This is a genomic window from Devosia submarina, assembly GCF_003056345.1.
In the GTDB taxonomy this organism is placed as follows: Bacteria; Pseudomonadota; Alphaproteobacteria; order Rhizobiales; family Devosiaceae; genus Devosia; species Devosia submarina.
Genome location: NZ_PYWB01000005.1, coordinates 249,959 through 274,830, shown reverse-complemented (window position 1 = coordinate 274,830; position 24,872 = coordinate 249,959). Strand labels below are relative to the sequence as shown.

At 61.5% G+C, this 24,872-nt stretch carries 24 protein-coding genes; 9 read left to right on the top strand and 15 right to left on the bottom strand.

Annotation, left to right across the window (positions count from 1 at the left end; translation table 11 throughout):
- The first annotated feature begins 25 nt into the window (after nucleotides 1-25).
- Nucleotides 26-727, top strand: coding sequence for a phosphate regulon transcriptional regulator PhoB (gene phoB, locus DDE77_RS09325; RefSeq protein WP_108397175.1), 702 nt, complete (start codon nucleotides 26-28; stop codon nucleotides 725-727).
- A 223-nt stretch (nucleotides 728-950) separates the two neighbouring features.
- On the opposite strand, the gene DDE77_RS09320 is transcribed toward phoB, so the two are convergent.
- From DDE77_RS09320 to DDE77_RS09310, 4 genes are all read right to left on the bottom strand, one after another.
- Complete coding sequence (locus tag DDE77_RS09320; RefSeq protein ID WP_108397174.1) at nucleotides 951-2,576, bottom strand: MFS transporter; 1,626 nt, start codon at nucleotides 2,574-2,576, stop codon at nucleotides 951-953.
- A gap of 141 nt (nucleotides 2,577-2,717) precedes the next feature.
- Nucleotides 2,718-2,864, bottom strand: a complete 147-nt coding sequence (locus DDE77_RS19430) for a hypothetical protein (RefSeq protein WP_157959748.1) — start codon at nucleotides 2,862-2,864, stop codon at nucleotides 2,718-2,720.
- A gap of 221 nt (nucleotides 2,865-3,085) precedes the next feature.
- The gene (locus tag DDE77_RS09315) at nucleotides 3,086-4,525 is read right to left on the bottom strand and encodes an aldehyde dehydrogenase family protein (RefSeq protein ID WP_108397173.1); all 1,440 of its coding nucleotides are present in this window, start codon (nucleotides 4,523-4,525) and stop codon (nucleotides 3,086-3,088) included.
- A 23-nt stretch (nucleotides 4,526-4,548) separates the two neighbouring features.
- Nucleotides 4,549-5,700 (bottom strand): fumarylacetoacetate hydrolase family protein, encoded by a 1,152-nt coding sequence (locus DDE77_RS09310; protein ID WP_108397172.1) that lies wholly within the window; start codon nucleotides 5,698-5,700, stop codon nucleotides 4,549-4,551.
- Between the two features lie 179 nt (nucleotides 5,701-5,879).
- Between DDE77_RS09310 and DDE77_RS09305 the strand changes: the two genes are divergently transcribed.
- Nucleotides 5,880-6,599 (top strand): SIMPL domain-containing protein, encoded by a 720-nt coding sequence (locus DDE77_RS09305; RefSeq protein WP_108397171.1) that lies wholly within the window; start codon nucleotides 5,880-5,882, stop codon nucleotides 6,597-6,599.
- Between the two features lie 221 nt (nucleotides 6,600-6,820).
- Here DDE77_RS09305 and DDE77_RS09300 read toward each other — a convergent pair whose 3' ends face one another.
- Both DDE77_RS09300 and DDE77_RS09295 read right to left on the bottom strand, forming a co-directional pair.
- Nucleotides 6,821-7,651 carry a sulfite exporter TauE/SafE family protein gene (locus tag DDE77_RS09300; protein WP_108397170.1) on the bottom strand — a complete coding sequence of 277 codons (831 nt, stop codon included), beginning with the start codon at nucleotides 7,649-7,651 and terminating at the stop codon, nucleotides 6,821-6,823.
- The gene (locus DDE77_RS09295) at nucleotides 7,652-8,074 is read right to left on the bottom strand and encodes a secondary thiamine-phosphate synthase enzyme YjbQ (protein ID WP_108397169.1); all 423 of its coding nucleotides are present in this window, start codon (nucleotides 8,072-8,074) and stop codon (nucleotides 7,652-7,654) included.
- 232 nt (nucleotides 8,075-8,306) lie between these two features.
- Between DDE77_RS09295 and DDE77_RS09290 the strand changes: the two genes are divergently transcribed.
- From DDE77_RS09290 to DDE77_RS09275, 4 genes are all read left to right on the top strand, one after another.
- Complete coding sequence (locus DDE77_RS09290; RefSeq protein ID WP_157959747.1) at nucleotides 8,307-10,592, top strand: OmpA family protein; 2,286 nt, start codon at nucleotides 8,307-8,309, stop codon at nucleotides 10,590-10,592.
- 225 nt (nucleotides 10,593-10,817) lie between these two features.
- Nucleotides 10,818-11,156: a hypothetical protein gene (locus DDE77_RS09285; protein ID WP_108397167.1), complete on the top strand. Its 339-nt coding sequence runs from the start codon at nucleotides 10,818-10,820 to the stop codon at nucleotides 11,154-11,156.
- Nucleotides 11,157-11,324: 168 nt separating this feature from the next.
- Entirely contained in the window at nucleotides 11,325-12,011 is a 687-nt protein-coding gene (locus DDE77_RS09280; protein ID WP_108397255.1) for a tellurite resistance TerB family protein, read from the top strand.
- Nucleotides 12,012-12,217: 206 nt separating this feature from the next.
- A complete protein-coding gene (locus DDE77_RS09275) occupies nucleotides 12,218-13,255 on the top strand; it encodes an LLM class flavin-dependent oxidoreductase (RefSeq protein WP_108397254.1) in 1,038 nt (345 codons plus the stop codon).
- A gap of 129 nt (nucleotides 13,256-13,384) precedes the next feature.
- Here DDE77_RS09275 and DDE77_RS09270 read toward each other — a convergent pair whose 3' ends face one another.
- From DDE77_RS09270 to dnaG, 5 genes are all read right to left on the bottom strand, one after another.
- Nucleotides 13,385-13,606 carry a hypothetical protein gene (locus DDE77_RS09270; protein WP_108397166.1) on the bottom strand — a complete coding sequence of 74 codons (222 nt, stop codon included), beginning with the start codon at nucleotides 13,604-13,606 and terminating at the stop codon, nucleotides 13,385-13,387.
- An 89-nt stretch (nucleotides 13,607-13,695) separates the two neighbouring features.
- Complete coding sequence (locus tag DDE77_RS09265; protein ID WP_108397165.1) at nucleotides 13,696-13,986, bottom strand: HlyU family transcriptional regulator; 291 nt, start codon at nucleotides 13,984-13,986, stop codon at nucleotides 13,696-13,698.
- 20 nt (nucleotides 13,987-14,006) lie between these two features.
- Nucleotides 14,007-14,297 (bottom strand): DUF2442 domain-containing protein, encoded by a 291-nt coding sequence (locus DDE77_RS09260; RefSeq protein WP_108397164.1) that lies wholly within the window; start codon nucleotides 14,295-14,297, stop codon nucleotides 14,007-14,009.
- A gap of 12 nt (nucleotides 14,298-14,309) precedes the next feature.
- Nucleotides 14,310-16,382, bottom strand: coding sequence for an RNA polymerase sigma factor RpoD (gene rpoD, locus DDE77_RS09255; RefSeq protein ID WP_108397163.1), 2,073 nt, complete (start codon nucleotides 16,380-16,382; stop codon nucleotides 14,310-14,312).
- A gap of 184 nt (nucleotides 16,383-16,566) precedes the next feature.
- Entirely contained in the window at nucleotides 16,567-18,501 is a 1,935-nt protein-coding gene (gene dnaG / locus DDE77_RS09250) for a DNA primase (protein WP_108397162.1), read from the bottom strand.
- Between the two features lie 100 nt (nucleotides 18,502-18,601).
- Here dnaG and DDE77_RS09245 point away from each other — a divergent pair, with 100 nt between their 5' ends.
- The gene (locus DDE77_RS09245; RefSeq protein WP_108397161.1) at nucleotides 18,602-18,967 is read left to right on the top strand and encodes a hypothetical protein; all 366 of its coding nucleotides are present in this window, start codon (nucleotides 18,602-18,604) and stop codon (nucleotides 18,965-18,967) included.
- A gap of 6 nt (nucleotides 18,968-18,973) precedes the next feature.
- Here the strand turns inward: DDE77_RS09245 and DDE77_RS09240 are convergent, their stop codons facing one another.
- Nucleotides 18,974-19,537, bottom strand: a complete 564-nt coding sequence (locus DDE77_RS09240) for an HdeD family acid-resistance protein (RefSeq protein ID WP_108397160.1) — start codon at nucleotides 19,535-19,537, stop codon at nucleotides 18,974-18,976.
- A 187-nt stretch (nucleotides 19,538-19,724) separates the two neighbouring features.
- Between DDE77_RS09240 and DDE77_RS09235 the strand changes: the two genes are divergently transcribed.
- Nucleotides 19,725-20,903, top strand: a complete 1,179-nt coding sequence (locus DDE77_RS09235) for an MFS transporter (protein WP_108397159.1) — start codon at nucleotides 19,725-19,727, stop codon at nucleotides 20,901-20,903.
- A 33-nt stretch (nucleotides 20,904-20,936) separates the two neighbouring features.
- Here DDE77_RS09235 and DDE77_RS09230 read toward each other — a convergent pair whose 3' ends face one another.
- The gene (locus DDE77_RS09230; RefSeq protein WP_108397158.1) at nucleotides 20,937-21,389 is read right to left on the bottom strand and encodes a GatB/YqeY domain-containing protein; all 453 of its coding nucleotides are present in this window, start codon (nucleotides 21,387-21,389) and stop codon (nucleotides 20,937-20,939) included.
- Nucleotides 21,390-21,563: 174 nt separating this feature from the next.
- On the opposite strand from DDE77_RS09230, the gene carA reads away from it, so the two are divergent.
- Nucleotides 21,564-22,730 (top strand): glutamine-hydrolyzing carbamoyl-phosphate synthase small subunit, encoded by a 1,167-nt coding sequence (carA, locus tag DDE77_RS09225; protein ID WP_108397253.1) that lies wholly within the window; start codon nucleotides 21,564-21,566, stop codon nucleotides 22,728-22,730.
- Here the strand turns inward: carA and DDE77_RS09220 are convergent.
- Together DDE77_RS09220 and ypfJ are read right to left on the bottom strand one after the other, a co-directional pair.
- Nucleotides 22,727-23,224 (bottom strand): cupin domain-containing protein, encoded by a 498-nt coding sequence (locus tag DDE77_RS09220; RefSeq protein WP_108397157.1) that lies wholly within the window; start codon nucleotides 23,222-23,224, stop codon nucleotides 22,727-22,729. The two genes, carA and DDE77_RS09220, sit on opposite strands and share 4 nt — an antisense overlap.
- Nucleotides 23,224-24,168, bottom strand: coding sequence for a KPN_02809 family neutral zinc metallopeptidase (gene ypfJ, locus DDE77_RS09215; RefSeq protein ID WP_108397156.1), 945 nt, complete (start codon nucleotides 24,166-24,168; stop codon nucleotides 23,224-23,226). Before ypfJ ends, DDE77_RS09220 begins: the two co-directional genes overlap by 1 nt.
- Nucleotides 24,169-24,872 lie beyond the last annotated feature (704 nt).

The following is a 24,872-nucleotide window of genomic DNA, read 5'->3' as shown; positions in this document are numbered from 1 at the left end:
CCTTCAGCTAATGGGAAGCACCCCCATGCCTGCCACTATTCTTGTTGTTGAAGACGAAGGCGATATCGCCATTCTCTTGCGCTACAACCTTGAAGCCGAGGGCTTCCGTGTCGTGACGGCGGAAACCGGCGAGGAGGCGCAGCAGGCTATCCAGGAAAAGCTGCCCGATCTGATCCTGCTCGACTGGATGCTGCCCGAGATTTCCGGAATTGAATTATGCCGCCGCTGGCGGGCCCGGGGAGAAACCGCGCGAATTCCCATCATCATGCTGACGGCGCGGGGCGAAGAAGAAGAGCGCGTGCGGGGGCTCGCGACCGGCGCGGATGATTATGTGGTCAAGCCGTTTTCCATTCCCGAGCTTCTTGCCCGCATCCATGCCCTGCTGCGCCGGGCCAACCCCAACCTCGTCACGGCAGCGCTCAAGGTGGGCGATTTGGAACTGGACCGGACGACCCACCGCGTCCGGCGCGCCAATCGCGATGTGCATTTGGGGCCAACGGAATACCGGCTGCTGGAATATCTGATGCGCCATCCCGGGCGGGTCTATTCGCGCGAACAGCTGCTCGATGGTGTCTGGGGCAACGAGGTTTATGTGGATGAGCGAACGGTGGACGTCCATATCGGGCGGCTCCGCCGGGCGCTGAACCGGGGGCGCGATGTGGATCCGATCCGCACGGTTAGGGGCGCGGGCTATGCGTTCGATGAACGGTTTGCGCAATTGGTGTGAGGGGACCCCCACCTAGCCTCCCCCTGGAAGGGGGAGAGATAGATCGGGCTTTGCCGCAATGCCATCCGGCCTTGCGCCGGGATCCAGACTGAGATGCGGCCATCTCACAAGTGGTTCTTCTGACACCTTGCAGCTGTGTCCAGATCTCGAGATGGATCCCGGCTCAAGGCCGGGATGACATCGGGGTTGTGGGGCGTCTGGTGCAAGAGACCGAAAGCCTTCCTCACACCTCCGGCGTATCCCGCAAGGGCGTGTCGTCGCTCAGCGGAACGATTTGCCGTTCGATCATGCGGTGCACCTTGGGGCTGCCGGGGCCGCGGTGGAGGGCGCGCAGTTGCTCGACATTTTCGGCGTCGGCCTTGGTGCGGCGCATGTTGTGGCGCAGATAATCGATCCAGGTGGGGACGTGGTAGCTCTCGACCCACAGATCGGGCTCCTCCAGATCGCGCAGAAGCGCCCATTGCCGTGCACCGTCACGACGGCGAATACGGCGGCGATCCATCATCAGGGCCAGGAATTTGCCGATATCTGACTGGTCGATCCGGTAATCCACCATGACCATGATGGGGCCGCTGCGGGGGCGCACATCTAGGCGCAGCACGGGTTCGCTGAAGGTGTTGATCGGGTTGAGGTCGCGCGTGTTGAACTGGGGCAGCGGCAGGCGCAGGCCGACCACAGCGCAAACCAGCAAGACAAGGCCGGCGCAGCCCAAAGCGCCATCGGGCCCAAGCGTATCGGCGGTGACGCCCCAGAGCCAGCTGCCAGCTGCCATGCCGCCAAAAGTTGCCGTTTGGTAGAGCGCCAGCGCTCGGCCGACCACCCAGCGCGGGGTTGATAGCTGCACCGAAACGTTGAACAGGGACAGCGAAAGGACCCAGCACGCGCCGGCGGGCAGCAGCACCATATGGCTCAGAATGGGATCGCGGCTAAAGCCCAACCCGACGCAGGACACGGCAAAGCCAATGCTGGCGAGGCGGACAATGGCTTCATTGCTGTAGCGCTCGCGGATGCGGCCATTGAGAAACGCGCCACCGATTGCGCCAAGCCCGAAACAGCCCAGGAGCGTGCCATAGACGAGCGCGCCGCCCCCTACATAGTCATTGGCGACCGAAGGCAGCAGCGCCAGCACGGAAATGGCTGCAAGGCCAAACAGCAGGGCGCGGAAAAGAACGATTGTGAGGTGGGGCGAAAGCGAGACATAGCGGACCCCCGCCCACATGGCGCTGGCGAAATCCTCGCGCGGCAATCGCGCGGCGCTTGGCTCGGGCTTCCAGCGCCAAAGGGAAAAGATCAGCGGGATATAGCTGACGGCATTGAAGGCAAACGCGGCGCCGGCACTTGCCAGGGCGACAATGAGCCCACCGATTGCAGGGCCGACGCTGCGCATCATGTTGAAGCCAACAGAATTGAGCGTCACCGCATTGGGCAGATCCGTGCGCGGCACGATATCGCCCATGGAGGCCTGCCAGGACGGATTGAACAAGGCCGTGCCGCAGCCGATCAGGAAGGTAAAGGTGAGAAGAAGCCAGGGGCTGAGCAGCCCCATGATGGCCATGGCGGCAAGCAGAAGCGAAACAATCATCATGCCGGTTTGGGCAATGATCATCACGGTGCGACGATCAAAATTGTCGGCCAGGGCACCCGCCGCGAGCGAGAAGATCATGATGGGCAAGGTGGTAGACGCCTGCACCAGCGCCACCATGTTGTGCGAGTCGGTCAGCGTCGTCATCATCCAGCCGGCGCCCACCGACTGCACCAGGCCGCCCAGATTGGACACCAGCGTTGCCATCCACAAGAGCCGAAAGGTCTCGTGGCGGAACGGCGTCAAAAGGGACGAGCGGTCGGACATGGGCATTCCTCGGACTAGATGCTGGTCTAGAGCGAGGGCTCAACGCTTGGCAAGGCGCATGGGTCTATGGGGAACCCGAATTCAGGCGGGAGCCGAACGGGATGCGGCCGAAGGGCACGACGCCTCTGGCTTGAAAGGCCGCTATGGGCAATAGGCTGCGGCGAATTCGTTGATGGCGCGGTGCATGGCTTTGACCTTGAGGGCACGAAGCACATGGTTGTCGTGCTGGGCCAGCTGCTTGCGCACGATGGGTTCTGCTTGCCGTGGCACTATCAATTTGTGGATCATGGAGCCCCTCCGCAAAATAGGGTTAATGAAACCCGTTCCAGCGTGCAACCCATGTTAAAAGATACCCACAGCGATCGTGGGCATATCGGAATTGGCTTCGGGTCGAGCGCAGGGTGACATCGTGCTTGTGGGGCCCCGGTGAGGAATTGCGCCTGCCGGCGCCAACAAAAAAACCCGCGGACGAGGTCCGCGGGTTGTGATGCTCAACTCGCCCGGCCGGATTAGCCGGCAGCGGTATAGGCGGTCTTCACGACAGTGAAGAATTCGGCAGCGTACTTGCCCTGCTCGCGTGGGCCATAGGAGGAACCCTTGCGGCCGCCGAAGGGGACGTGGAAGTCGACGCCGGCGGTCGGAACGTTGACCATCACCATCCCTGCTTCGGCATTGCGCTTGAAATGGGTGGCGTATTTCAGCGACGTCGTGACGATACCGGCGGAGAGGCCGAAATCGGTGTCGTTGGAGACGGCGAGCGCTTCCTCGTAGTCCTTGACGCGGATCACGGAGGCCACGGGCCCGAAGATTTCCTCGCGGGAAATGCGCATCTGGTTGTTGGCTTCGGTGAACAGGGTTGGCTGGAGGAAATAGCCTTCGGTTTCCTTTTTCACCAGTTCGCCGCCGGCAACGAGCTTCGCGCCTTCCTGCTTGCCGATCTCGATATAGTCGGTGTCCTGCTTGAGCTGGCTCGGATCGACCACGGGGCCGATCTCAGTGTCTTTGTCGAGGGCATTGCCCACGCGCAGGTTGCGGGCACGCTCGGCGAGGGCCTCGACGAACTGGTCGTGAATGCCTTCCGTAACGATGATGCGCGAGGAGGCCGTGCAACGCTGGCCGGTCGAGAAGAAGGCGGACTGGGCAACCGACTCCACGGCGACCTTGAGGTCGGCGTCATCAAGCACGATGGTCGGGTTCTTGCCGCCCATTTCAAGCTGGAACTTGCGGCCAACTTCAAGCGAGGCCGAGGCGACGCGCTTGCCCGTGCCCACCGAGCCGGTGAAGCTGATGGCATTGACGTCCTTGCTTTCGAGCATGGTCTGGCCCACAACCGAGCCCTTGCCCATGACGAGGTTGAGCACGCCCTTGGGCAGGCCGGCGCGGACGAGAATGTCCACAATGGCCCAGGTGGAGCCGGGCACGAGGTCGGCCGGCTTGATCACGACGGTGTTGCCATAGGCCAGCGCCGGAGCAATTTTCCAGGTCGGGATGGCGATAGGGAAGTTCCAGGGCGTGATGATGCCGATAACGCCCACGGGCTCGCGGGTGATCTCGACGCCAACGCCGGGGCGCACGGAGGGAAGCACTTCGCCAGCCAGGCGCAGGGTTTCCCCAGCAAAGAAATCAAAGATCTGCGCGGCGCGGGTAACCTCGCCAATACCTTCGGGGAGGGTCTTGCCTTCTTCGCGGCTCAGCAGCTCGCCCAGTTCCTGCTTGCGGGCGGTGATTTCCTGCGAAGCCTTGGAGAGGATTGCATGGCGCTCAAGAATGCCCGAGCGCGACCAGGCGGGGAAGGCTGCCTTGGCAGCCGCGATAGCCTGCTTGGTTTCTTCGGCCGTGGCGCGGGCATAAAGCCCCACGACTTCGGCAGTGTTGGACGGGTTGATGTTTTCCACGCCATCCGTGCCGACCCATTCCCCGTTTATGAGGTTTTTGTGCAGTTCAGCCATTGTATGTGCCTTTCGGAAGCAATCTAGAGGAGGTCAGCCTTGGCGAGGTCGCGCAGCAAATGGCTGGTGCCATAGGTCCAGGGCGGACACTGGGTGGAGAGGTTTACAGTGTTAGATAGGGTGCCAAGCTCGGATGTCGAGATGGTGACAACGTCGCCCAGCTTGTGAGTGAAGCCCTTGCCGGCGCCATCGCGGTCTTTCACCGGGGCGAACATGGTGCCGAGATAGAGCACCAGGCCATCGGGGTATTGGTGGTGTCCGCCAATGGTGGCCGCGACGAGGGATTCGGGCGTGCGCGAAATCTGGCTCATGGAGGAATGCCCTTCGAGCACGAAGCCGTCCTGCCCTTCAACGCGCAGCGCGATCTCGGATTGCTTGACACTGTCGAGCGTGAAATCGCCATCGAACAGGCGTACGAAGGGCCCCAGGGACGCAGAGGCATTGTTGTCCTTGGCCTTGCCCAGGAGCAGGGCCGAGCGGCCTTCAACGTCGCGCAGGTTTACGTCATTGCCAAGGGTTGCGCCGATGATTTCGCCCTTGCTGGTCACAAGAAGCGCAACTTCGGGCTCGGGATTGTTCCAGCTCGAAATGGGATGAAGGCCGACTTCAGCGCCATAGCCGACCGAGCTCATGGGCTGGCCCTTGGTGAAGATCTCGGCGTCAGGCCCGATGCCCACTTCCAGATACTGGCTCCAGACGCCCTTCTCGATCAGGGCAGCCTTGACCTTCGCAGCGGTTTCGGAGCCCGGGACGAGTTCGGAAAGGTCCGTGCCGATGAGGTCGAGGATTTCACCACGCAAACTATCGGCGCGCGCCTTGTCGCCCCGGGCCTGCTCTTCGATCACGCGCTCAAGGAGCGAAACAACGAAGGTGACGCCGGACGCCTTGATGGATTGCAGGTCGATGGGGGAAAGCAGGCTCGGCTGGGATGGATCGTGGCTCGCGGCAAGGCTGTTGGCCACAATGGCGTCGGCATTGCCAAGGCTGGTGCCCGAGGCATTGCGCACATGCTCGGCCGCCTTGCCGCTTTCGGCAATGTCGCGGACGGTGGCAAAGCCCTTGGCGGTGATGTCGAACAGTTCGCCATTGCGCACCGTGACGATGCGGGGGCAAGCCTGGCCGGGCACGCGGGCACGCCCAACAAGAACGCCGTCCGGATAGTGCCTTGTGCTCATCTGCTTCCCCTCGAAATTGTGCTGGCTGTGAGTACCGCACCGGGGCAGGACCGGCAAGTGCGATAAGTCATACTTTTGGCGGGGTGATTGTCCACAAGCTGTTCAAGCCAGGTTCATCTTGGCCGCAATACTGACGCAATGGATGGGGAGTAGTCCCCCCGAACTTTTGGAGTTTGCCAATGCGTCACCTGCTTGCCCTTGCCCCCCTCGCCCTTGTCGGGAGCCTTGCCCTGCCCGCCTATGCCGGCACGATCACTATCGATGGAATTGGCGAAGTGCGCGCCGCGCCTGACATGGCGATCATCACCTCGGGCGTGACCACGCAAGGAGCAACAGCGCGCGAGGCGCTTGATGCCAATTCTGCCGCTATGGCCGAGCTGGTCAACACGCTCAAGGAATCAGGTATCGAGGCACGCGATATCCAGACCTCGGGTTTTTCAGTCAATCCGGACTATGTCTACACCGACGAGCGCGACGAGAATGGCTATACGCGGCCTCCCAAGATCGCTGGCTACCAGGTGACGAACTCGGTCACCCTTTCGGTGCGCGATCTCGAAGCGCTCGGCACGATCCTGGACAAGGCCGTAACGGTCGGCGCCAACACCATCAACGGCATTTCGTTCTCCGTGGCGGACCCCAGCGATTTGCTTGACGATGCGCGGCGTCTGGCCTTTGCCGATGCGCGCGAAAAGGCCGGGCTTTATGCCGAGGCTGCCGACAGCTCGCTGGCGGAACTCGTCTCGATTTCTGAATCGCAGAGCTTTAACCAGCCCCCGCCCATGCCTATGTACGCCATGCGCGCCGAGGCCGCAGCGGCTTCGGTGCCCGTTGAAGCGGGCGAATTGAGTTTTTCGATCAACGTAACAGTTCAGTGGGAACTCGCAGAGCCCACGAACTAAACGTTCCCAATTCCCCTCCCATGAGGGGGCTTGGGCGGTGGGGACGGACCACCGTAGTCAAACCGTCCCCACCAACCGATTTTAGTAGCTTGCAGTTAGAACCGGCAGTTCCCCGAGCTGGATCGTCACCCTCGGGCCTGACCTGAGGGCTTTGCACCTAGCAGGCGCTCCGCAAGTGAAGTGCCCTCGGGTCGAGCCCGAGGGTGACGATCGGTAGCGCGCTAGCCTGCCAGCACTTTCCACAGCATGTTGAGCCCGACGGCCACCAGAAACACCGCGAAGACGTATTTGAGCGTTTTCTGGTCGAGCTTGTGGGCAAGGGCTGCACCGAAGGGGGCAAAGATGGCCGCGAGGATGGCGACCAGCACCATGGCGACAAGGTTGATGTAGCCAAGGCTCAGCGGCGGCAGGCCGGATTGACCCCAGCCCGAGATGATGAAGCCAGCAGTTCCCGAGAGTGCGATGGCAACACCCAGCGCGGCCGAAGTGCCGACGGCGGCATGCATGCTGGCGCCAAAGGCCACGAGCGTAGGGACGCTGAGCGAGCCGCCGCCGATCCCCATCAGGGACGAAATATAGCCCACGACGAACGCCGAAATGCGATGAGCGAGGCCCGAGCCATGCAGGTGCCCCATGACCTTGGTCTGCCAGGCAAAAACGATATTGCCGGCGATCAGGAAGGCCATAACGGCAAAAACCACGCGCAGCACGTCGCCGGAGAACAGGCCCGCCATCAGGCCGCCGATAAAGGTGCCCGCGACGATGAATGGCACCCAGAGGCGCAGGGTCTTGGTGTCCAGGGCACCGCGCCTGTGATGGGCGCGGGCGCTCATGATACCGGTGGGAATGATGATGGCGAGCGAGGTGCCGACGGCGACGTGCTGGACCACATCGGAATCATAGCCCAGGAGCGCCAGCGAAGTGGAAAGCGCGGGCACGATGATCGCGCCACCGCCAATGCCCAGTAGGCCCGCGGCAAGCCCCGAAAAGACCCCCGTGACCATGAGCCCCAGCACGAATGGCCAATAGCTGGCCAGTTCAGCCCAATTCATTCAGCGGTCTCCGATGATGTGGAGCACGATCTCGCGCCGATGGGGCCGATCGCGGTGCTCAAAGAGATAAATGCCTTGCCAAATGCCCAGCACCGGCTCGCCCCCAAGCACGGGAATGCCGATGGTGGTTTGCGTCAGGGCCGATTTGATGTGTGCGGGCATGTCGTCCGGCCCTTCGGTCGTGTGGACGATCCAGTCCATGCTTTCGGGCGCAATGCGCTGGAAAAAGCCGAGAAGATCGGTTTGCACATCGGGATCGGCGTTTTCCTGGATCAGAAGGGAGCACGAGGTGTGGCGCACGAAAACGGTCAGCAGGCCTGTGGAAACTTCACTCTCGGCGACAAAGTCGGAGACGGCCTGGGTAAATTCATAAAGCCCCTGCCCCCTTGTCGGCAGGCTCAGGGTTTTGCTCGCTTGCTGCATGAAGGGGGCCTAACACGAACCGGGCGGGACAACCAGCCTTGCCGCAATGGCGCCATGATCGGGCGCTGCTTTGTTGGCGAGCCAGGGTTTGGAACCTAGCACAAGGCCAGGCGTTCTGGGCCTTGCGGGAAAAAGCACCGGCTGGGGCGCTGTCGGAATTCATTCAGTCTGCGTTCAGACAAGCGCCGCGATGCTTGGCTCAAATGCCCTTCGACACAAAGGAACAAGAATAATGCGTCTTAGAAACTGGCTCCTCACCGGATCGAGCCTGACCTTGCTCACCCTGTCGCCCTTTGCCGCGAATGCGCAGGACCTGCCGCAAGCCTGCGTCGATGCCGGCTTCACGACGCTCGAGGACTGCATCGCAGCCCAGCCAGCCGAGGGCGAAACCGAAGCGGAAACCACGGACGAGGCAGCGCCCACTGACGAGACTGCTCCTGCTGAGGAAACTGCTCCTGCTGAGGAAACTGCTCCTGCTGAGGAAGACATTTCTGCCGAGGAAGACACTCCTGCGGACGATGCCGCTGTCGAAGACGAAGCTGCACCAGCAGATGACACTGCGGTTGAAGCCGAATCCGTGACCGAAGAAGAAACTGTTCCGGCAGAGCCTGCCGAGAGCACCACAATCGAGACCCCGGCAGCGCAGGACGAAACGCCTGCCGAAGCAGACGCCGCAGCCGAAGCGCTGGGAGATGAAACTGCAGCTGAGCCGGACACTGCGGTTGAGGCCGAAGCTGCCGACGAGCCCGCTGCTGTGAGCGCCGAGGAAGAAGCGTTCGAAACGCAGGAAATCGAAGAGCCTTCAGCTGCGACGCAGGATCTGGACGCTGAATCCAATGTTCAGACAACAGAGACCGAGCAGCCCACCGAGGCCGAGCAGACGCTTGACGTGGATATCTCGGCCGATCTGCAGGCACAGATCGATATCTATAATGCTGCAATCGCCGACATGATGTCGGGCGGTGACACCGCTACGGCGCAGGCCCAGATCAGCCACGCCCGCCAGGCCATTTCCGCCATCTGCGCAGAAGCCGGCATTTCCGATGTGGACGCCTGCCTTGCCGAAAACGGCCTGACCCTGCCAGCCGTGCCGAATCTGCCTGCAGCGGGGACCGAAACCGAAACTGAGGAACAGGCGCCGGCAGCGGAAAGCAGCGGCATCCTCGCCCCCCAAACTGACGCGGATGTTTCTGCCGATATTCCGGTGGAACCCGTTGAAGACCTGCCCGAAGGCGTGACGCAGGAGCAGGTCGCTCCCGTGCTCGACAGCGCCAAGGATGCTCCTGTTGCCGCCGAAGGCACGGCAGCGCCTGCTGCCGAGGCTCAGCCAACGGAAGCCGAAGCTGCAGCCGCAGCCGAAGCAGCAGCCGCTCCACCACCTGAATCCGATGCTGCCGCACAATCGCGGTTCATTGCAGTGGAAGAAGTGCAGCCCGTGAGCCAGGAAGAAGGTGAGCGCGTTGAACCTGCCGCCGCTCTTGCCGCTCCCGCCGAGCTGCCGCAGAACGTCACGGTTATCAACCAGACCAATGTGGTGAACAACGTCACCAACAACACCACGGTCAACAACACCACGACCAATATCGATCAGTCGCAGACCAATATTGGGCAGCAGACCAATATCGACGTCAACCAGACCAATATCGAGGTGAACCAGGACAATCGCCGCAACGAGATCGACGTGACCCAGACGGTCCTGCAGATCGGCACGGAATTGTTTGTGCGCTCGATCGGCCAGGATACGTCCCGGTTCTATGACGCGGCCGAAGACGAGATTTTCTACGAAAACCTGCGTGGCGGCCGGACGCGCGAAACCATTACGCGCCCCGATGGCACCCAGATCGTCACCGTGCGCAACCGCAATGGCGACGTGCTTCGCCGCTCGCGCATCGACCCCTCGGGCCGTGAATATGTTCTCGCCTATTTCGACGAGCGTAATCAGGACCAGCTGGTTGAATGGCGTGATCCTGCAGCCGGCCTGCCGCCGCTGCGCCTCAACATCTCGGTCGACGAATATGTGCTCGATGCCGCCGAGGCCGACGAGGAAGAGCTCGAAACCTTCTTCCGCCAGCCACCGGTGGAGCAGGTTGCCCGTCTTTACTCGATCGACGAGGTCAAGCGCTCGGCTCGTGTCCGCGATAGCGTTCGCAAGCTTGAAGTGGGCGGCCTGACCTTTGACACCGGCGCTGCCACGATCGGCCGTGACCAGGTGGGAGCCCTGTCCAATGTTGCCAACGCCATGCTGGCGCTGCTGGAACGGAACCCCACCGAAACCTTCCTGATCGAAGGCCATACCGATGCGGTGGGGTCGGACATCTCCAATCTGCAGCTGTCCGATCTGCGCGCGGCAACGGTCGCCCGTATCCTGTCGGACTTCTACGGTGTGCCGCCGGAAAACCTGGCGACCCAGGGCTATGGCGAGCGCTATCTCAAGATCCGCACCGAAGCGGCCGAAAGGGAAAACCGCCGCGTGACGATCCGTCGTATCACCCCGCTGGTCACGGTTGCCCAGCAGTAAAATTGATGGCTTGAACAATGAAGGCCGGGCTCAAAGCCCGGCCTTTTTGTTTTTTCCCCAAGGGCAAAAAGCATCTTCTTTCCCCAGAGAAGTCCAGCCTAAGGCTTTGTTCCAGCTTGTTTTTACATTTCGTGTTCACAACTTCACCTCGTGATCACACAAACGGGAACGAAACCAAAAAGCCCGCGTTTTCTTGCCATACGGTGAAACAAAGGAGCGAATTTCATGGCTACCCCGGAACGCGATACCGTTTATACCAATGACGGCAACCGCACGGTGTACACGCGCGAAAGCAGCGGCACTGGCTGGTTCGTCGGCATCATTGTTGCCCTGGCCCTGCTGGCTATCGGCTATCTGGTTTTCTCGGCCAATTCTGGCCCGGCGACGACTACCACCACTACCGGTGGCGCACCAGCCATTGAAGCCCCGGCTGATCCTGCCGCAGGCGGCGCCGCAATGACCGAGGCACCAGCTACCACCACTGAACCAGCTGCTACTGCACCAGCAGTGGAAGCCCCCGTTGAAGCAGCCCCTGCTGCTCCAGCCGCTACGACGACCCCATAAGGTCGTTTAACCCCATAATGCCTCGTCACTCCCTGCGAGCGCATTGAAGAGAGACCCCGGCCCGCCCCGCCGGGGTCTTTTTTGCGCTGCATCATTCGGCGCCACGCTATTGCGGTGGCCGGTAAGCGGCACCATCTGGTCGGGGAGGAAAACAAAAAGGGACTGCTCATGTTCAACATCGACCAGATCGTCAAAGCCCTCCAGACCGACAAGGGCCACCAGCGCAACGCCATGAGCGGAGCCGCAGGCCTTGCCGCCGGCATGCTCTTGAGCAAGGGCGGCTTGGGCAAGCTTGCCGGCAGCGCTGTTCAGATGGGCGCTGTGGCAGCGCTGGGGGGCCTTGCCTATAGCGCCTGGCAGAACTATCAGCAGAACCAGCAAGGCAGTGTGCCGAGTTCCGGCCGCGACGCGTTTATCCCGCCTGCGCATGACCAGCAGGGGCAGGAAGAGCTGGGCAAGTCGCTGGTTCGCGCCATGATCGCGGCAGCCAAGGCGGACGGCAAGATCGATGCCGAAGAAAAGGAAGCGATCTTCGGCAAGCTCGAAACAATGAACCTTTCATCCGAAGAAAAGGCCTGGGTGTTTGACGAGCTTTCCTCGCCGCTCGATATCAACGCCGTTGCGGCCCGCGCCGACACGCCCGAACATGCCGCGGAAATCTATGCAGCCTCGCTGGTGGCCATCACGGCAGACACGGCAGCCGAGCGCGCCTACCTCGATGCGCTGGCATCCAAGCTCAAGCTTGCGCCCGGCCTTGTGGCCGAGATTCACAAGGCCGCGGGCGAGAAGGCTCCAGAACCCGCAACTGCGCCCGTGTCACCCTTCGCCTATGCGCCATCGCCCAACAACGTGTGATGCGAGTCAAGTGATCGTCATCACCCGGCCCGTCCGGGTGATCCACGCTCTCCACACAAGCTGAACCACCATTGTCCGGACGAGCCGGGCAATGGCGATCGAACCAAATGCAGAGGCGCATCAATGTGCGTCGGTATCACCAGTGTACGTTCTTGATCCGGGTGCGCGTGGTGGTCATCTATGGCCCCAACCACGAGGTAGCCGACATGGAACTGGGACTATACTCCTTCGCCGAAAACACGCCTGACCCGCTCAATGGCGACAGGATGCAAAGTCCGGCCGAGCGGCTGAGGGACCTCCTGGAAGAGATCGAGTTGGCGGACCAGCTAGGGCTCGCCTTCTATGGGCTGGGCGAGCACCACAGGCCCGACTACGTCGCCTCGGCGCCTGTGACCATCCTCGCCGCTGCCGCGGCACGCACCAAGAACATCCGGCTTTCGACGGCCGTGACGGTGCTGAGTTCCGATGATCCGGTGCGGGTCTACCAGCAGTTTGCAACGCTTGACCTGCTCAGCAATGGGCGGGCCGAGATCATGGCCGGGCGCGGCTCGTTCATCGAGAGCTTTCCCCTGTTCGGCTATGATCTCAACGACTACGACACGCTGTTTGAAGAAAAGCTCGAATTGCTGCTCCGGCTGCGCGAGGGCGGCAAGATCAGCTGGCCGGGCGGGCAGCACACCAAACCCATTCCAGGCGTCCAGGTTTACCGCCAACCCATGCAGTCTCCGCTGCCGCTCTGGATCGCCGTGGGTGGCACGCCCAATTCGGTGGCACGCGCCGCCTATTATGGCCTGCCGCTGATGATCGCCATTATCGGTGGGCAACCCCGGCAGTTCACCCCGCTGGTGGATTTTTATCGTGAGACCGTGGCCAAGGTGGGCAAGGACCCGGCCAAGCATCCCGTTGGCATTTCATCGCACGGCTTTATCGCTGACAACAGCCAGGACGCGCGCGACATTGCGTTCCCCGCCCATAGCGCCGCCATGAGCCGGATCGGCAAGGAACGCGGCTGGCCACCAACAACCCGCGCGCAGTTCGATGCCGGCGCGACGCCCCAGGGCGCTTATTTCATGGGATCGCCACAAGAGATCATCGACAAGATCCTGATGCAGCACGAATGGTTTGGGCACGACCGGTTCGGCCTGCAACTCAGCGTCGGCACCCTGCCCCATGACAAGGTCATGCGGGCGATCGAGCTTTATGGCACGGTGGTGAAGCCTGCCGTGGACAAGGCGCTTGGCTGATCAGAGGCCCACGCCAGACCTCATCCTGAGCCCGTCGAAGGGTGAGGTCGTGGCACCTCTTGTGGCCTGCCCTCGTGGTTCCCTAAGCTCACCATGAGGGCTCGGGAGTTCAGGGCTCAAGGCTCCGGCTTATTTGCCCGAACGCTTGATCGACTTGATCTGGAGTGGCGGCAGGCCGGACTTTTCGGAAATGGCGCGGTCCTGTTCCATGATGGCTTGGCGGGCCGGCTCGTCGCCGTCCAGACCACCCAGCAGGCTCGCATCCACCTTGCGGTTGGAGCGCTGGCTGCCGTCTTCGTAGACAACGTCGAACATCACGAATTCACTGCGGGGGGTTGGCTTCTTGGCCATGGGTATTCTCCTGTGCGACAAGCCGGCTTCGCAGGACACCAATTGTCCCGCGAATACCGGCTGACTTGTATGGATTGTGGTCTTACGGCTTAGCGGAAGATCGCTTCGCCCTGTTCGTCGATGATCTGTCGGCCTTTGGCAATGGCCAGGGTGACGAGATCCTCGCGCGAGCTCATGCGGTCGGCGCGCACGAAGCGGTATATCTTAAGCTCGCCGCCGATCTCCTTTTCGATCGTTCCGGCGAGTTGCAGTTCGCTGCCAGCCTTCATCTCTATGGCCTTGATCAGAAAGCCCTTGTGGCTTTCCTCACCCAGCACCTTGTCGCCGGCGGGCTCGGCGTTCGACGAACCACCACCGAACAGATTTTTCCAAAACGACATGGGTTCGTCTCCTTTTCTTCTTATCGCCTGCGCCGCACCGGCTCGGGGAACAACAGCTCCCCCCGCTTGGCCATTTCCTCTCGCAGCCAATCAGGCGAGATGTCGAAATGGTTTGGCCATGTCGGCACGCCATTGGCAAGCTCTACCTGCCCGAAGAACCGCCGGTCCCGCAGGGCTTCGGTGCCCTCCCCGCGCTCGCCAATCATCGGCGCCGCATCAAACGTGCCAAAGGACGCGTCCGAAAAGGTGATCACCAGCTTGAACGGCACAATGGCCCGGATGCTGGTGACCTTGAGGCGCCCTTCGGCCATAACCTGCCGCTCCTAATTGTCCAGGAAGCTCCGCAGCTTGCGGCTCCGGCTCGGGTGCTTGAGCTTGCGCAGGGCCTTGGCTTCGATCTGGCGGATACGTTCGCGCGTTACCGAGAACTGCTGGCCGACTTCTTCCAGGGTATGGTCGGTGTTCATGCCGATGCCGAAGCGCATGCGCAGCACACGCTCCTCGCGTGGCGTCAACGATGCCAAAACGCGGGTCGTGGTTTCGCGCAAGTTCGACTGGATCGCGGCGTCGATCGGCTGGATCGCGTTCACGTCCTGGATGAAATCGCCCAGATTTGAATCTTCCTCATCACCGATCGGGGTTTCGAGCGAGATCGGCTCCTTGGCGATCTTGAGCACCTTGCGAACCTTGTCCAAGGGCATCTGCAGCTTTTCGCTGAGCTCCTCGGGCGTCGGTTCGCGACCGATTTCGTGCAGCATCTGGCGCGAGGTCCGAACGATCTTGTTGATCGTTTCGATCATGTGCACCGGAATACGGATGGTACGGGCCTGGTCGGCGATCGAGCGGGTGATCGCCTGGCGAATCCACCAGGTCGCATAGGTCGAGAACTTGTAGCCGCGGCGGTATTCGAACTTATCGACGGCCTTCATCAAACCGATATTGCCTTCCTGGATCAGGTCCAGGAACTGCAGGCCACGATTGGTGTACTTCTTGGCGATCGAGATCACGAGGCGAAGGTTGGCTTCCACCATTTCCTTTTTGGCGATCGCAGCCTCGCGCTCACCCTTTTGCACCTTATGGACGATGCGGCGGTATTCACCGATGTGAAGGCCAGCTTCGGTCGCAAGAGTTGCGACTTCTCCGCGGATATCGCGAATGGTGTCGGCTTCGCGCTTGGCAAATTCTGCCCAACCCTTACCCTCGAAATTGGCAAGGTTCGCTTCCCAGGCGGGGTTCACTTCCTGGCCATAATAGCTCTCGAGGAACTTCTCGCGCTTGACGCCATAGCTTTCAGCCAGGCGCAGCAGGCGGCCTTCAAGCTTCACCAGGCGCTTGTTGATGTCGTAGAGCTGCTCGACAAGGTTCTCGATGCGGCCATTGTTGAGCGAGAGCGACTTGACGTCGGCAATCACTTCGGCACGGAACGCCTCGATCTTCTTGCGATCGGCTTCGCTGACGGCAGCACCCAGATCTTCGGCATTGCGATCCTGGATCTCGCGCATCTGGCCATAGGCATTGGCGATGCGATCAAAGGTTTCCACGACCTGCGGCTTGAGCTCGGCTTCCATGGCCGAAAGCGACAGGGCGTTTTCGAACTCGTCGTCATCATCATCAGGCGCTGGGTCCTGGGGAGCCTGTGGCTCCTCGGGCACGTAATCATCCTCGTCGTCGGAAGAAGCGCGCTTGGGAGCGGGAGCTGCCTTGGGCTTTTCGGCGGGCGCTTCAGCCTTGGGCGCCTGGTAGGCAGCCGACATGTCGGGCGCCGCCTGCTTGGCGTCGGGACCGGCATAGGTCGCTTCAAGGTCGATGATGTCGCGCAAAAGGATTTCACCCTGCGCGAGCTGGTCGCGCCAGATGATGATGGCCTGGAAGGTCAGTGGCGATTCGCACAGACCCTCGATCATGGTCTCGCGGCCAGCCTCGATGCGCTTGGCGATGGCGATTTCGCCTTCGCGGCTGAGCAATTCCACCGAGCCCATTTCGCGCAAATACATGCGCACGGGGTCGTCGGTGCGATCAGAGCCAGCCTTGGTGTTGGACGTGGTCGAGACGGCCGTGCTGCTGCTCGAGGAGGTGGCGATCTCCTGGCCCTGGTCTTCTTCTTCCTTTTCGACCTCGGTCTCTTCAACCTCGTCTTCATCGACGACGTTGATGCCCATGTCCGAGAACATGGACATGAAGTCCTCGATCTGCTCGGACGAAACTTCGTCCGACGGCATCACGGCGTTGAGCTCTTCGTAAGTGACGTAGCCGCGCTTCTTGGCGACCTTGATCAGCTTTTTAACGGCGGCATCGGAAAGGTCGAGCAAAGGGCTGTCGTTCGTCGCCTCGGGGGCGCCGGCTTCCGGCTTCTCGTTTTCCTTGGTTGTGGTCTTTGCAGCTGCCTTGGTGGCCATCTGGTACTCCGTCGGATCCCGTGCGCCCGGGCCCGAATAAGGCTTTAAGTGGTGACACCTCAAAGCAAGGTAAAGGATCGGTAACCGAGGCGTTAACGCCCCAGCAGCGAGCTGGTTCGCACGGGAAATTCGTGCGCATCGTCATGCGCAAAATCGCGCGAACCCGCAGGCCCAAGGTTTTCCCTTAAAAGCTGCGTGTCGCGCGTCCCGATAACGAACCAAATCCTTCGATCAATGCTTCTGTGCCATCGACGGTGGTAATCTGGTTCTTGATGTCCCGCAGCCTTTCAAAGGTTTCTTCGCGTGGGTCTTCGCCCAGCGCCGCTTCGGCTGCCTTGAGTTCCCTATTTAGTTGAACTTTCTTATTATGCAAGGCCAGCGCGTGACTCAATCCGATCTCTGCGTCGGCAAGGGCTATTTCGGCGCCATGCTGCCACACGCCCTGCCGCAGCAGCACGTCGCGCATGCGCTCAAGTGTTGGCCCGTGGCCACGCACGCCGAGCGCCGATTGGAGGTCTTCTGCCGAAATATCGTGGTGGCGCACCACAAGGCTCAGGATCTCACCTAAGACCTTTTGGGAAATGGGCGTGTCGAAATCTAGCGCCGCCAGCGTCTCGAACTTGTCTTCAACAAGAGCGGGATGATTGACGAGGCTGAGGATGATGATCGCTTCGCGCGGCGTCGGCTCGGCCACATGACCGGGCTTAAGAAGCCGCGAATTTCGCAGCGTGTCGCTGACCACAAGACGCGGCGTGCCGCGGCTGGGATAGCCATAGGCGCCGCTCTGCCCATAGCGCTTTTGCCCGCCCCGCGGCTCGAAGCGGTTTTGCCGCACGGGCGCAAGAAAGGCGCGCAGCTTTTCATCGAACGCTTGGGCATAATGGAAGCGAACCGAAGAATCCTGGATCGAATTGGCCCGTTCGCGCAGCCGCGCCTGGAGCGCCGCACGCGCTTCGGGGGTTTCGGGAACAAGCCCGCCCGTTTCCATGCTCCAGATTACGTCGGAGAGCGAACGGGCGCGATCCAGCACATCGGCAAAGGCTGCCCTGCCCTGCGCCTTGATCAGATCATCGGGGTCTTGTCCTTCGGGCAAGGTCGCGATCTTGACGGTGAAGCCGGGCTTGAGATGGGGCATGATCAGGTCGGCGGAGCGCTCGGCGGCCTTGAGACCAGCCTTGTCGCCATCAAAGCACAGGATCGGGTCCGGGCTCATGCGCCAGAGCAATTGCAAATGCTCTTCCGTCAAGGCCGTGCCAAGGGGCGCGACACTCCCCTCAAAGCCTGCGGCAACGGCCGCGATCACATCCAGATAGCCTTCCATGACGATGACCGTGCCACCGTCGCGCGCCGCTTGCCGTGCAGTTTGCCCGTTGTAAAGCGTCTGACGCTTCTTGAAGAGTTCGGTCTCGGGTGAGTTGAGATATTTGGCGGGCACGTCGGGCGACAGGGCACGACCGCCAAAGGCGATGACCCGACCGCGGAAGTCTTGAATCGGGAACATGACGCGGTTGCGGAACCGGTCATAGGTCAGCGGATCATCGTCGCGGCGGGCAACAAGGCCCGTATCGATCATGTCCTGAGCCGAGACGCCATTAAGCGCCAGATGCTCCTTGAGGCCATTGCGGCTGTCGGGGGCAAAGCCGATGCGAAAACGCGTCTGGCTCTGCGCTGAGACGCCCCGCTCAAACAGATAGCCGCGCGCGCGGGCGCCGATATTGTGCTGCAGAGCAGCTTCGAAATATTTTGTCGCCAGTTCCATGACATCATAGAGCGACTTGCGCTCGGCTTCGCGCTTTTCCTGGCGCTCGTCACGTGCGGGCATTGGAATGCCAGCCATGCCGGCAAGCTTTTCCACCGCCTCGGGAAAGCTCATGCCGGCCTTTTCGGTCAGAAAGCGGAAATGATCGCCCGACACCCCGCAGCCAAAGCAATGGTAGATCCCGCGCCGGTCATCTGCGTGAAAGCTCGGGCTTTTTTCGCCATGGAAAGGGCAGCAGGCCCACATGTCGCCGCGGCCGGGCTGGGATTTGCGCTTGTCCCAAAGCACGTGCTCGCCCACCACCTGCGTGATCGGCAGGCGCTGGCGGATTTCGTCGAGAAATTGATCGGAAAAGCGCATGGGATGTTAGATAAGCACTCTTGCCCTCCAAGTCACGGGCTGCCCACTTATCCACAGCAGGGTTGCACAGCTGTCACCGCGTTATAAATTCCCGTTCGGCATGTTTGTCGCACTTACCGCCCTTCCAGCGGCTGTGGTGGGAGCAGGTATCTGGTATTGGGCGGGAACATTGCCCGGCTGCGAAGTCAGCATTCAAAACAGGCTGGCGGCGCCCGATGGGCGCTTTGACCTTGTGGTGTTTTCGCGTCGTTGCGGGGGGTCGGACGCCCCCAACACCCAGGCAGCACTTGTTCCAGCGGGAGAGGGCCTGCCCGAGGATGCGGCAAGCTTTGTGTCGATCGGCAAGGAGGCTGATCTGGGCGCACGCTGGGATGGCCCGGGCAAGATCGAGTTGAGCCTTCCCCCGGGCGTTCAAATCTACCGGCAGGACGCGAGCGTAGCCGGGGTCACAGTGGTTTACCGGTGAGACGGCTCAAGCCGCCTTGCTGCGCTGGTAGAGGCGCCATGCCCAGCCAAAAAGGCCGAAGGCGAACACCATCAGCATGATTCCGCCGAATATCACGGCAATGGTGATGCTGATCAGCGGCATGAACAGGAACACCAGCCCCAACAGGACATACGAGATACCCGAGAGCACCACCGGCCAGATGCGGGCATAGCTCTCGCGCTCGCGCACGATAACAACGATCTGCATGATGCCCACAATCAGCGCCGCGATGCCAATCAGCGTGCCAAGAAACGCCACGGTAAAAACAGTGGCAAGCAGCGGGCTCAGGAGGATTACGATGCCTAGGATCAGCGACAGGGCATTGCTGACGACGTCGAACCAGTAATTGCCGCTCTTGCCGCCGCCAAAGGTCAGGCTCCACAAGCCCAGTGCACCGTCAATGATCAGCAGGATGCCGCCAGCCAGCACCAGCACGGCCAAGGCGTCGCCGGGCCAAAAAATGGCGTAAAGGCCGCCCAGCAACATGAATAGGCCCCGCAAGGCCGTGGCCGCCGCGAAGCGCCGCTTGGTTTTTGCCGATATGCTCATCAATGCCCCCAATAGATGCGCGCCATGCGCTTGTTTTGACGCCAAGTGTAGCCCAATTTCATCCCGCGCCAAGTGGCCGTGCACTGAATGGCAATTATGCCTCAGCCAATTGTTGGTTGCCCCAGGCGTTCAGCTGTGGTTTGAGGCCGCTTCAACAAAAAGGCCCGCCTCCGAGGCGGATTCAACAATGTCACTCCCCCTCCTAGCCCTTTTTCTGGCGGCTTTCGCTTTCGGCACAGCCGAGTTCGTGATCGCCGGCGTCCTGCCCGATGTTGCCACGGGGTTGGGCATAACCATTCCTGTCGCGGGCTATTTGGTGACGGGTTACGCCATTGGTATCGCGATTGGTGGGCCCCTGCTGGCGGTTGCCACCAAGAAGCTGTCGCGCAAGGCGCTGATTCTGCTCTTGGGCTCGGTGTTCACCCTGGGGCAGGTGCTTTGCGCCCTTGCGCCCAATTTCGAGCTGCTGCTGGCTGCCCGCATTCTCGTTTCGGTGATGCATGGCACCTATTTCGGTATCGCGGCTATCGTAGCCGTCAGCCTTGTGCCCAAGGAGCGGCGTGGCTTTGCCGTGGCGCTGATCCTGTCCGGGCTCACCATTTCCAATATTCTGGGCGTGCCCGGCGGAACCGCCGTGGGCAATATGTTCGGCTGGCGGGCAAGTTTCTGGGCCGTGGGCGCGCTGAGCCTGGTTGCGACGATCGCCATCGCCCTGTTCCTCCCCACCCGGGCCGGCGAGGCCAGCACGAGCGGCAGTTTCAGGCGTGAGTTCAAGGCGCTGGGCCGGCAGCAGATCGTCAGCTCATTGATCATCGCCATCCTTGCCATGATCGCGCAATACAGCGTCTTTACCTATATCGCGCCGCTCCTGATCGAAGTGACGGGGCTCGATCCCATGGTGGTGCCATGGGTGTTGCTGCTTTATGGCGTTGGCTCGACTGTGGGCGTGTTCATCGGTGGGCGCCTTGCCGACTGGAAGATCATGCCGTCCGTGATCGGCATCCTGGTGTGTCAGGTGCTGGCCTTTGCCCTCCTATACCTTGCCACCCCGCACCCGCTTCTTATGGCAGTGACGGTGATCATCTGGGGCGGGGTCAACTTCGCGGTGGGAACGCCGATCCAGGCACGGGTGCTTGCAACGGCGGGCGATGCGCCGAACCTCGCCTCGGCTCTCATCCCGACCGGCTACAATATCGGCATCGCAATTGGGGCCATGATCGGTGCAGCAGCGATCGAGGGCGGCGCCAGCTATGGGAGCTTGCCGCTGATTGGGGTTGGTTGCCTTGTCGCTGCAACGCTGGTCGCCATCCTCTCCTATTGGGCGGAATTGCGCACGGCACCGCCCCTGGGCCGGCCGGCAGAATAAAAAAGGAGCGCCGGGGCGCTCCTTGCAATTTGCCTAGCTCGCGAGGGCCGCGCGGACCTTGCCGCTGGCCTTTCCGAAATCGATCCGGCCGGGATAGTCGATTTTAAGCTGGGCAATGACCTTGCCCATGTCCTTGGGCCCTTCGGCGCCTGTCGTGGCAATCGCAGCTTGGATGGCCGCATCCACGTCCTCTTCGCTCAAGCCCTTGGGCAGGAATTCGTTGAGGATGTCGATCTCTTCCTTTTCCACCGTGGCAAGGTCGGCGCGTCCGGCCTGCGCATAGATGGCAAAGCTTTCCTCGCGCTGCTTCACCATCTTTTGTACAATGGCCAGGATTTCCTCGTTGGTGGCGGGGCCACGGTTTTCCTGCCGGATGGCTATGTCCTTGTCCTTGATGGCCGCAGTGATGGCGCGAAGCGTTGCGGTGCGCCGCTGATCGCGCGCCTTGAGCGCAGCTTTTAGCCCTTCGCTGAATTGTTCGCGCATGGGTTTTTCATCCTCTTGGTTTTGCGGTGTCGCAGCCCATATAGGCATAAACATGCGGCTGCGCCACTTGCGCTCCCCTGCGGGGGCTTCTATGACGAGCCCTCAACCACATATCCCAAACTTTGGAGGCCCACCGTGACCGGCTGGCAGCAATCCCCCGCGACCGCAATTCTGATGCTTGCAGACGGTACGCGCCTGGAAGGCCGCGGAATCGGCGCCATAGGCCATGCCGCGGGCGAAGTGTGCTTCAACACCGCCATGACCGGCTACCAGGAGGTGCTGACCGACCCCTCCTATGCCGGGCAGATCATCACCTTTACCTTCCCCCATATTGGCAATGTCGGCACCAATGACGAGGACATCGAGACGGTCAACATGGCCGCACTCTCGGGTGTCCGCGGTGTTGTCTTGAAGGCCGACATCACCAACCCATCCAATTATCGCGCCGCCGAAAAGCTCGACGCCTGGCTCAAGAAGCGCAACATCATCGGCATCACCGGCATCGACACCCGTGCCCTGACCGCGCAGATCCGCGAAAACGGCATGCCCAATGGTGTGATCGCCCATGAGCCGACCGGCATGTTCGACGAAGCCTCCATCAAGGCCGAGCTCAATGCCTTCCCCGGCCTTGAAGGCCTCGACCTCGCCAAGGAAGTCACCACCGCCCAGACCTACCACTGGGACCAGACTGGTTGGGCCTGGGACAAGGGCTATGGCAAGCTCGAGGACGCGCCTTTCCATATCGTGGCGATCGATTACGGCGCCAAGCGCAACATCCTGCGCTGCCTTGCCGACCAGGGCGCAAAGGTGACGGTCGTGCCCGCAACGGCCACGGCCGAGGACGTGCTGGCGCACAATCCTGATGGCATTTTCCTGTCCAATGGCCCCGGCGATCCGGCAGCGACCGGCAAATATGCCGTTCCCACCATCCAGAAGCTGCTGGATACCGGCAAGCCCGTGTTCGGCATCTGCCTTGGCCACCAGCTGCTTGGCCTGGCTCTCGGCGGCACGACCTCAAAGATGCACCAGGGCCACCATGGCGCCAACCATCCGGTCAAGGATCTGACCACCGGGAAGGTTGAAATCACCTCGATGAACCATGGCTTTGCCGTGGACAAGGCGAGCCTGCCCGCTGGTGTCACCGAAACGCATATTTCGCTGTTTGATGAGACCAATGCGGGCCTCAGCGTTGAAGGCAAGCCGATCTTTTCGGTGCAGTACCACCCCGAAGCCAGCCCCGGTCCGCGCGACAGCCACTATCTCTTCACGCGCTTCCTCAACCATGTGCGCGAGCAGAAGGGCATGGAAAAGCTGCCCGAGCACAAGCCTACGGCAGCCTAGCGCCACCTATCCAGCAAGGATCCGGAGGAACCCTCCACCGGGTCTGATTGCGGCACGGGGACATCAGCGATGTTCTCGTCGGCCTTCGGCCGGTCATCGGGATTGCCGCGCAGCGTGTCGAAATTCTCCTGCCCCGGCGGATAGGCGCCCACGACCATGAAATCCGTGCTGGCTAGGACGCGCTGATGCGCAACGCCCGCCGGGATCACCACGACATCGCCTGCCTCCACCCGCACCTCTTGGCCATCGGGCCCACCGAGCCGCAGCGTGGCGTTTCCCACGGCAACGCCCAGGCATTCATGGCTCTGGGAATGGTAATGGTGGAAGGTGAACACCGTGTCGCGCCATTGTGGCGGCCAGCCATTGCGCTCAAAGAGCTGCTCCAGCGCTTCGGGCCCATCCCCCTTGGTGGCGCCGCGATAGATCAGCGCCGGATAGCGGCTATTGGGGAAAGTGCCGTCATCTGCAAGGGCGAGCGCCTCGACCTGTGCCATCAGACATTTCCCGAAAAGGTGTCGCAATCACCCGGATTGCCGGACTGATAGCCCCGCTCGAACCAAGTCTTGCGCTGTGCTGACGTACCATGATTGAACGTCTTGGGCACGGCAAAGCCCTGCATTCGCTTTTGCAGCGTATCGTCCCCGATCTGGTCGGCAGCGTTCAACGCTTCCTCGAAATCGCCCTGCTCCACAAGGTTCTGCTGGCCGGCATAATTGGCCCACACGCCCGCATAGCAATCTGCCTGCAGCTCTACGCGCACGGAATAGGCATTGGCCTCTTCGGCGCTCATGGAGCGGCGGCGCTGGTTGAATTCGGGCAGAATGCCCGTGATGTTCTGGATGTGATGGCCGACCTCGTGCGCCAGCACATAAGCCTGTGCGAAATCGCCTGGCGCGCCAAACTGGTCGCGCAACTGGTCGTAAAAACTCAGATCAATATAAACCTGCTGATCATTGGGGCAGTAGAAAGGACCCGTGCTGGAATCAGCTTCGCCGCAACCGGTGCTCACCGCCTGGCTAAACAGCACAACCGTGGGTTCGGGGTAGTCCTCGTTCTGCTGGGCGAAGACATCGCTCCAGAGATCTTCGGTTTCCTTGACCACGACACCTACGAACTCGCGCAGCTCGGCCTCTTCGCCCGTTGTGGGCAATTGGCTGGACGAGCTTGCCGAGGAGGATGGCCCTGTCGCCGAACCCCCGCTCAGGATGTCGATTGGATTGGTGCCGGTCACGAACCAGATTATGCCGAGCACCACAACGATCCCCAAGAGGCTCCCTATGCCGCCACGCCCGCCGCGACCCCCGCCTGTCGGCAGCCGGATTCCACCGCCGCGCCCAAACGGGCTGCCTCCCAGGCCACCCAGTCCCCCCATGCGCCCGCCCGTGCGTCCACGACGATCATCGATGTTGGAACTCTGCTGCCTGCCGCGAAACTTCATCGCTTTTTTCTCCGGTTAGCTTGATAGCAACAAGTCGGGCATGGGGGTTCAGTTCCCTGTGGGTGTGGGGACGGTGGATCTGATCTACTCCCACCCACCACTCGTCACCGTCGGGCTTGACCCGAGGGCTCTGCACTTTACCAGCGCTCCGCAAGTACAGTCTTCTCGGGTCAGGCTTGAGATGACGATCGGGGGGTGGCACCATCCATCCCAACCACGATGTCACCCCGGGCTCGACCCGGGGTCCATCTCGAGATCCCTCCGCAGCCGCAGGGTTGACCGAGCGAGCACCTCCAAAAACGACCATCTCAGGATGGATCTCGGGTCGAGCCCGGGATGACACCGCGCTTGTGAGTGGCATCGGTGGCCACCCACCCACTAGGTTCACCCTCCCCCTTGCGGGGAGGGCCAGGGAGAGGGGCTTTTCCACCCCCAAATCTCTCCTGCTTATCCCCGCCTCCATCACCGTGCGCTATTCTCCCCTCACCAACCACATCACCCAGCGGGTCGCGCGAACCGGCTAGTGTGGTTGGCAGATGGGGCGGGGATGTTCGTGATCCTCGTAGGCAAGCGGAAGTGTCACCAATGCCTCTGGGAGGCTCAGGGACCAGAGTCGCGCGCGCCGGAAAATCCCATCGCAAGTGGCGGGGCTTTGTCTCACTACTTTATACTTATCCGGGGCATTGCCTCGCCACTTGCACGCT

Coding starts and splice junctions, on each gene's coding strand:
- phoB (WP_108397175.1), top strand. CDS start 26: ATGCCTGCCACTATTCTTGTTGTTGAAGACGAAGGCGATATCGCCATT.
- DDE77_RS09320 (WP_108397174.1), bottom strand. CDS start 2,576: ATGTCCGACCGCTCGTCCCTTTTGACGCCGTTCCGCCACGAGACCTTT.
- DDE77_RS19430 (WP_157959748.1), bottom strand. CDS start 2,864: ATGATCCACAAATTGATAGTGCCACGGCAAGCAGAACCCATCGTGCGC.
- DDE77_RS09315 (WP_108397173.1), bottom strand. CDS start 4,525: ATGGCTGAACTGCACAAAAACCTCATAAACGGGGAATGGGTCGGCACG.
- DDE77_RS09310 (WP_108397172.1), bottom strand. CDS start 5,700: ATGAGCACAAGGCACTATCCGGACGGCGTTCTTGTTGGGCGTGCCCGC.
- DDE77_RS09305 (WP_108397171.1), top strand. CDS start 5,880: ATGCGTCACCTGCTTGCCCTTGCCCCCCTCGCCCTTGTCGGGAGCCTT.
- DDE77_RS09300 (WP_108397170.1), bottom strand. CDS start 7,651: ATGAATTGGGCTGAACTGGCCAGCTATTGGCCATTCGTGCTGGGGCTC.
- DDE77_RS09295 (WP_108397169.1), bottom strand. CDS start 8,074: ATGCAGCAAGCGAGCAAAACCCTGAGCCTGCCGACAAGGGGGCAGGGG.
- DDE77_RS09290 (WP_157959747.1), top strand. CDS start 8,307: ATGCGTCTTAGAAACTGGCTCCTCACCGGATCGAGCCTGACCTTGCTC.
- DDE77_RS09285 (WP_108397167.1), top strand. CDS start 10,818: ATGGCTACCCCGGAACGCGATACCGTTTATACCAATGACGGCAACCGC.
- DDE77_RS09280 (WP_108397255.1), top strand. CDS start 11,325: ATGTTCAACATCGACCAGATCGTCAAAGCCCTCCAGACCGACAAGGGC.
- DDE77_RS09275 (WP_108397254.1), top strand. CDS start 12,218: ATGGAACTGGGACTATACTCCTTCGCCGAAAACACGCCTGACCCGCTC.
- DDE77_RS09270 (WP_108397166.1), bottom strand. CDS start 13,606: ATGGCCAAGAAGCCAACCCCCCGCAGTGAATTCGTGATGTTCGACGTT.
- DDE77_RS09265 (WP_108397165.1), bottom strand. CDS start 13,986: ATGTCGTTTTGGAAAAATCTGTTCGGTGGTGGTTCGTCGAACGCCGAG.
- DDE77_RS09260 (WP_108397164.1), bottom strand. CDS start 14,297: ATGGCCGAAGGGCGCCTCAAGGTCACCAGCATCCGGGCCATTGTGCCG.
- rpoD (WP_108397163.1), bottom strand. CDS start 16,382: ATGGCCACCAAGGCAGCTGCAAAGACCACAACCAAGGAAAACGAGAAG.
- dnaG (WP_108397162.1), bottom strand. CDS start 18,501: ATGCGCTTTTCCGATCAATTTCTCGACGAAATCCGCCAGCGCCTGCCG.
- DDE77_RS09245 (WP_108397161.1), top strand. CDS start 18,602: ATGTTTGTCGCACTTACCGCCCTTCCAGCGGCTGTGGTGGGAGCAGGT.
- DDE77_RS09240 (WP_108397160.1), bottom strand. CDS start 19,537: ATGAGCATATCGGCAAAAACCAAGCGGCGCTTCGCGGCGGCCACGGCC.
- DDE77_RS09235 (WP_108397159.1), top strand. CDS start 19,725: ATGTCACTCCCCCTCCTAGCCCTTTTTCTGGCGGCTTTCGCTTTCGGC.
- DDE77_RS09230 (WP_108397158.1), bottom strand. CDS start 21,389: ATGCGCGAACAATTCAGCGAAGGGCTAAAAGCTGCGCTCAAGGCGCGC.
- carA (WP_108397253.1), top strand. CDS start 21,564: ATGCTTGCAGACGGTACGCGCCTGGAAGGCCGCGGAATCGGCGCCATA.
- DDE77_RS09220 (WP_108397157.1), bottom strand. CDS start 23,224: ATGGCACAGGTCGAGGCGCTCGCCCTTGCAGATGACGGCACTTTCCCC.
- ypfJ (WP_108397156.1), bottom strand. CDS start 24,168: ATGAAGTTTCGCGGCAGGCAGCAGAGTTCCAACATCGATGATCGTCGT.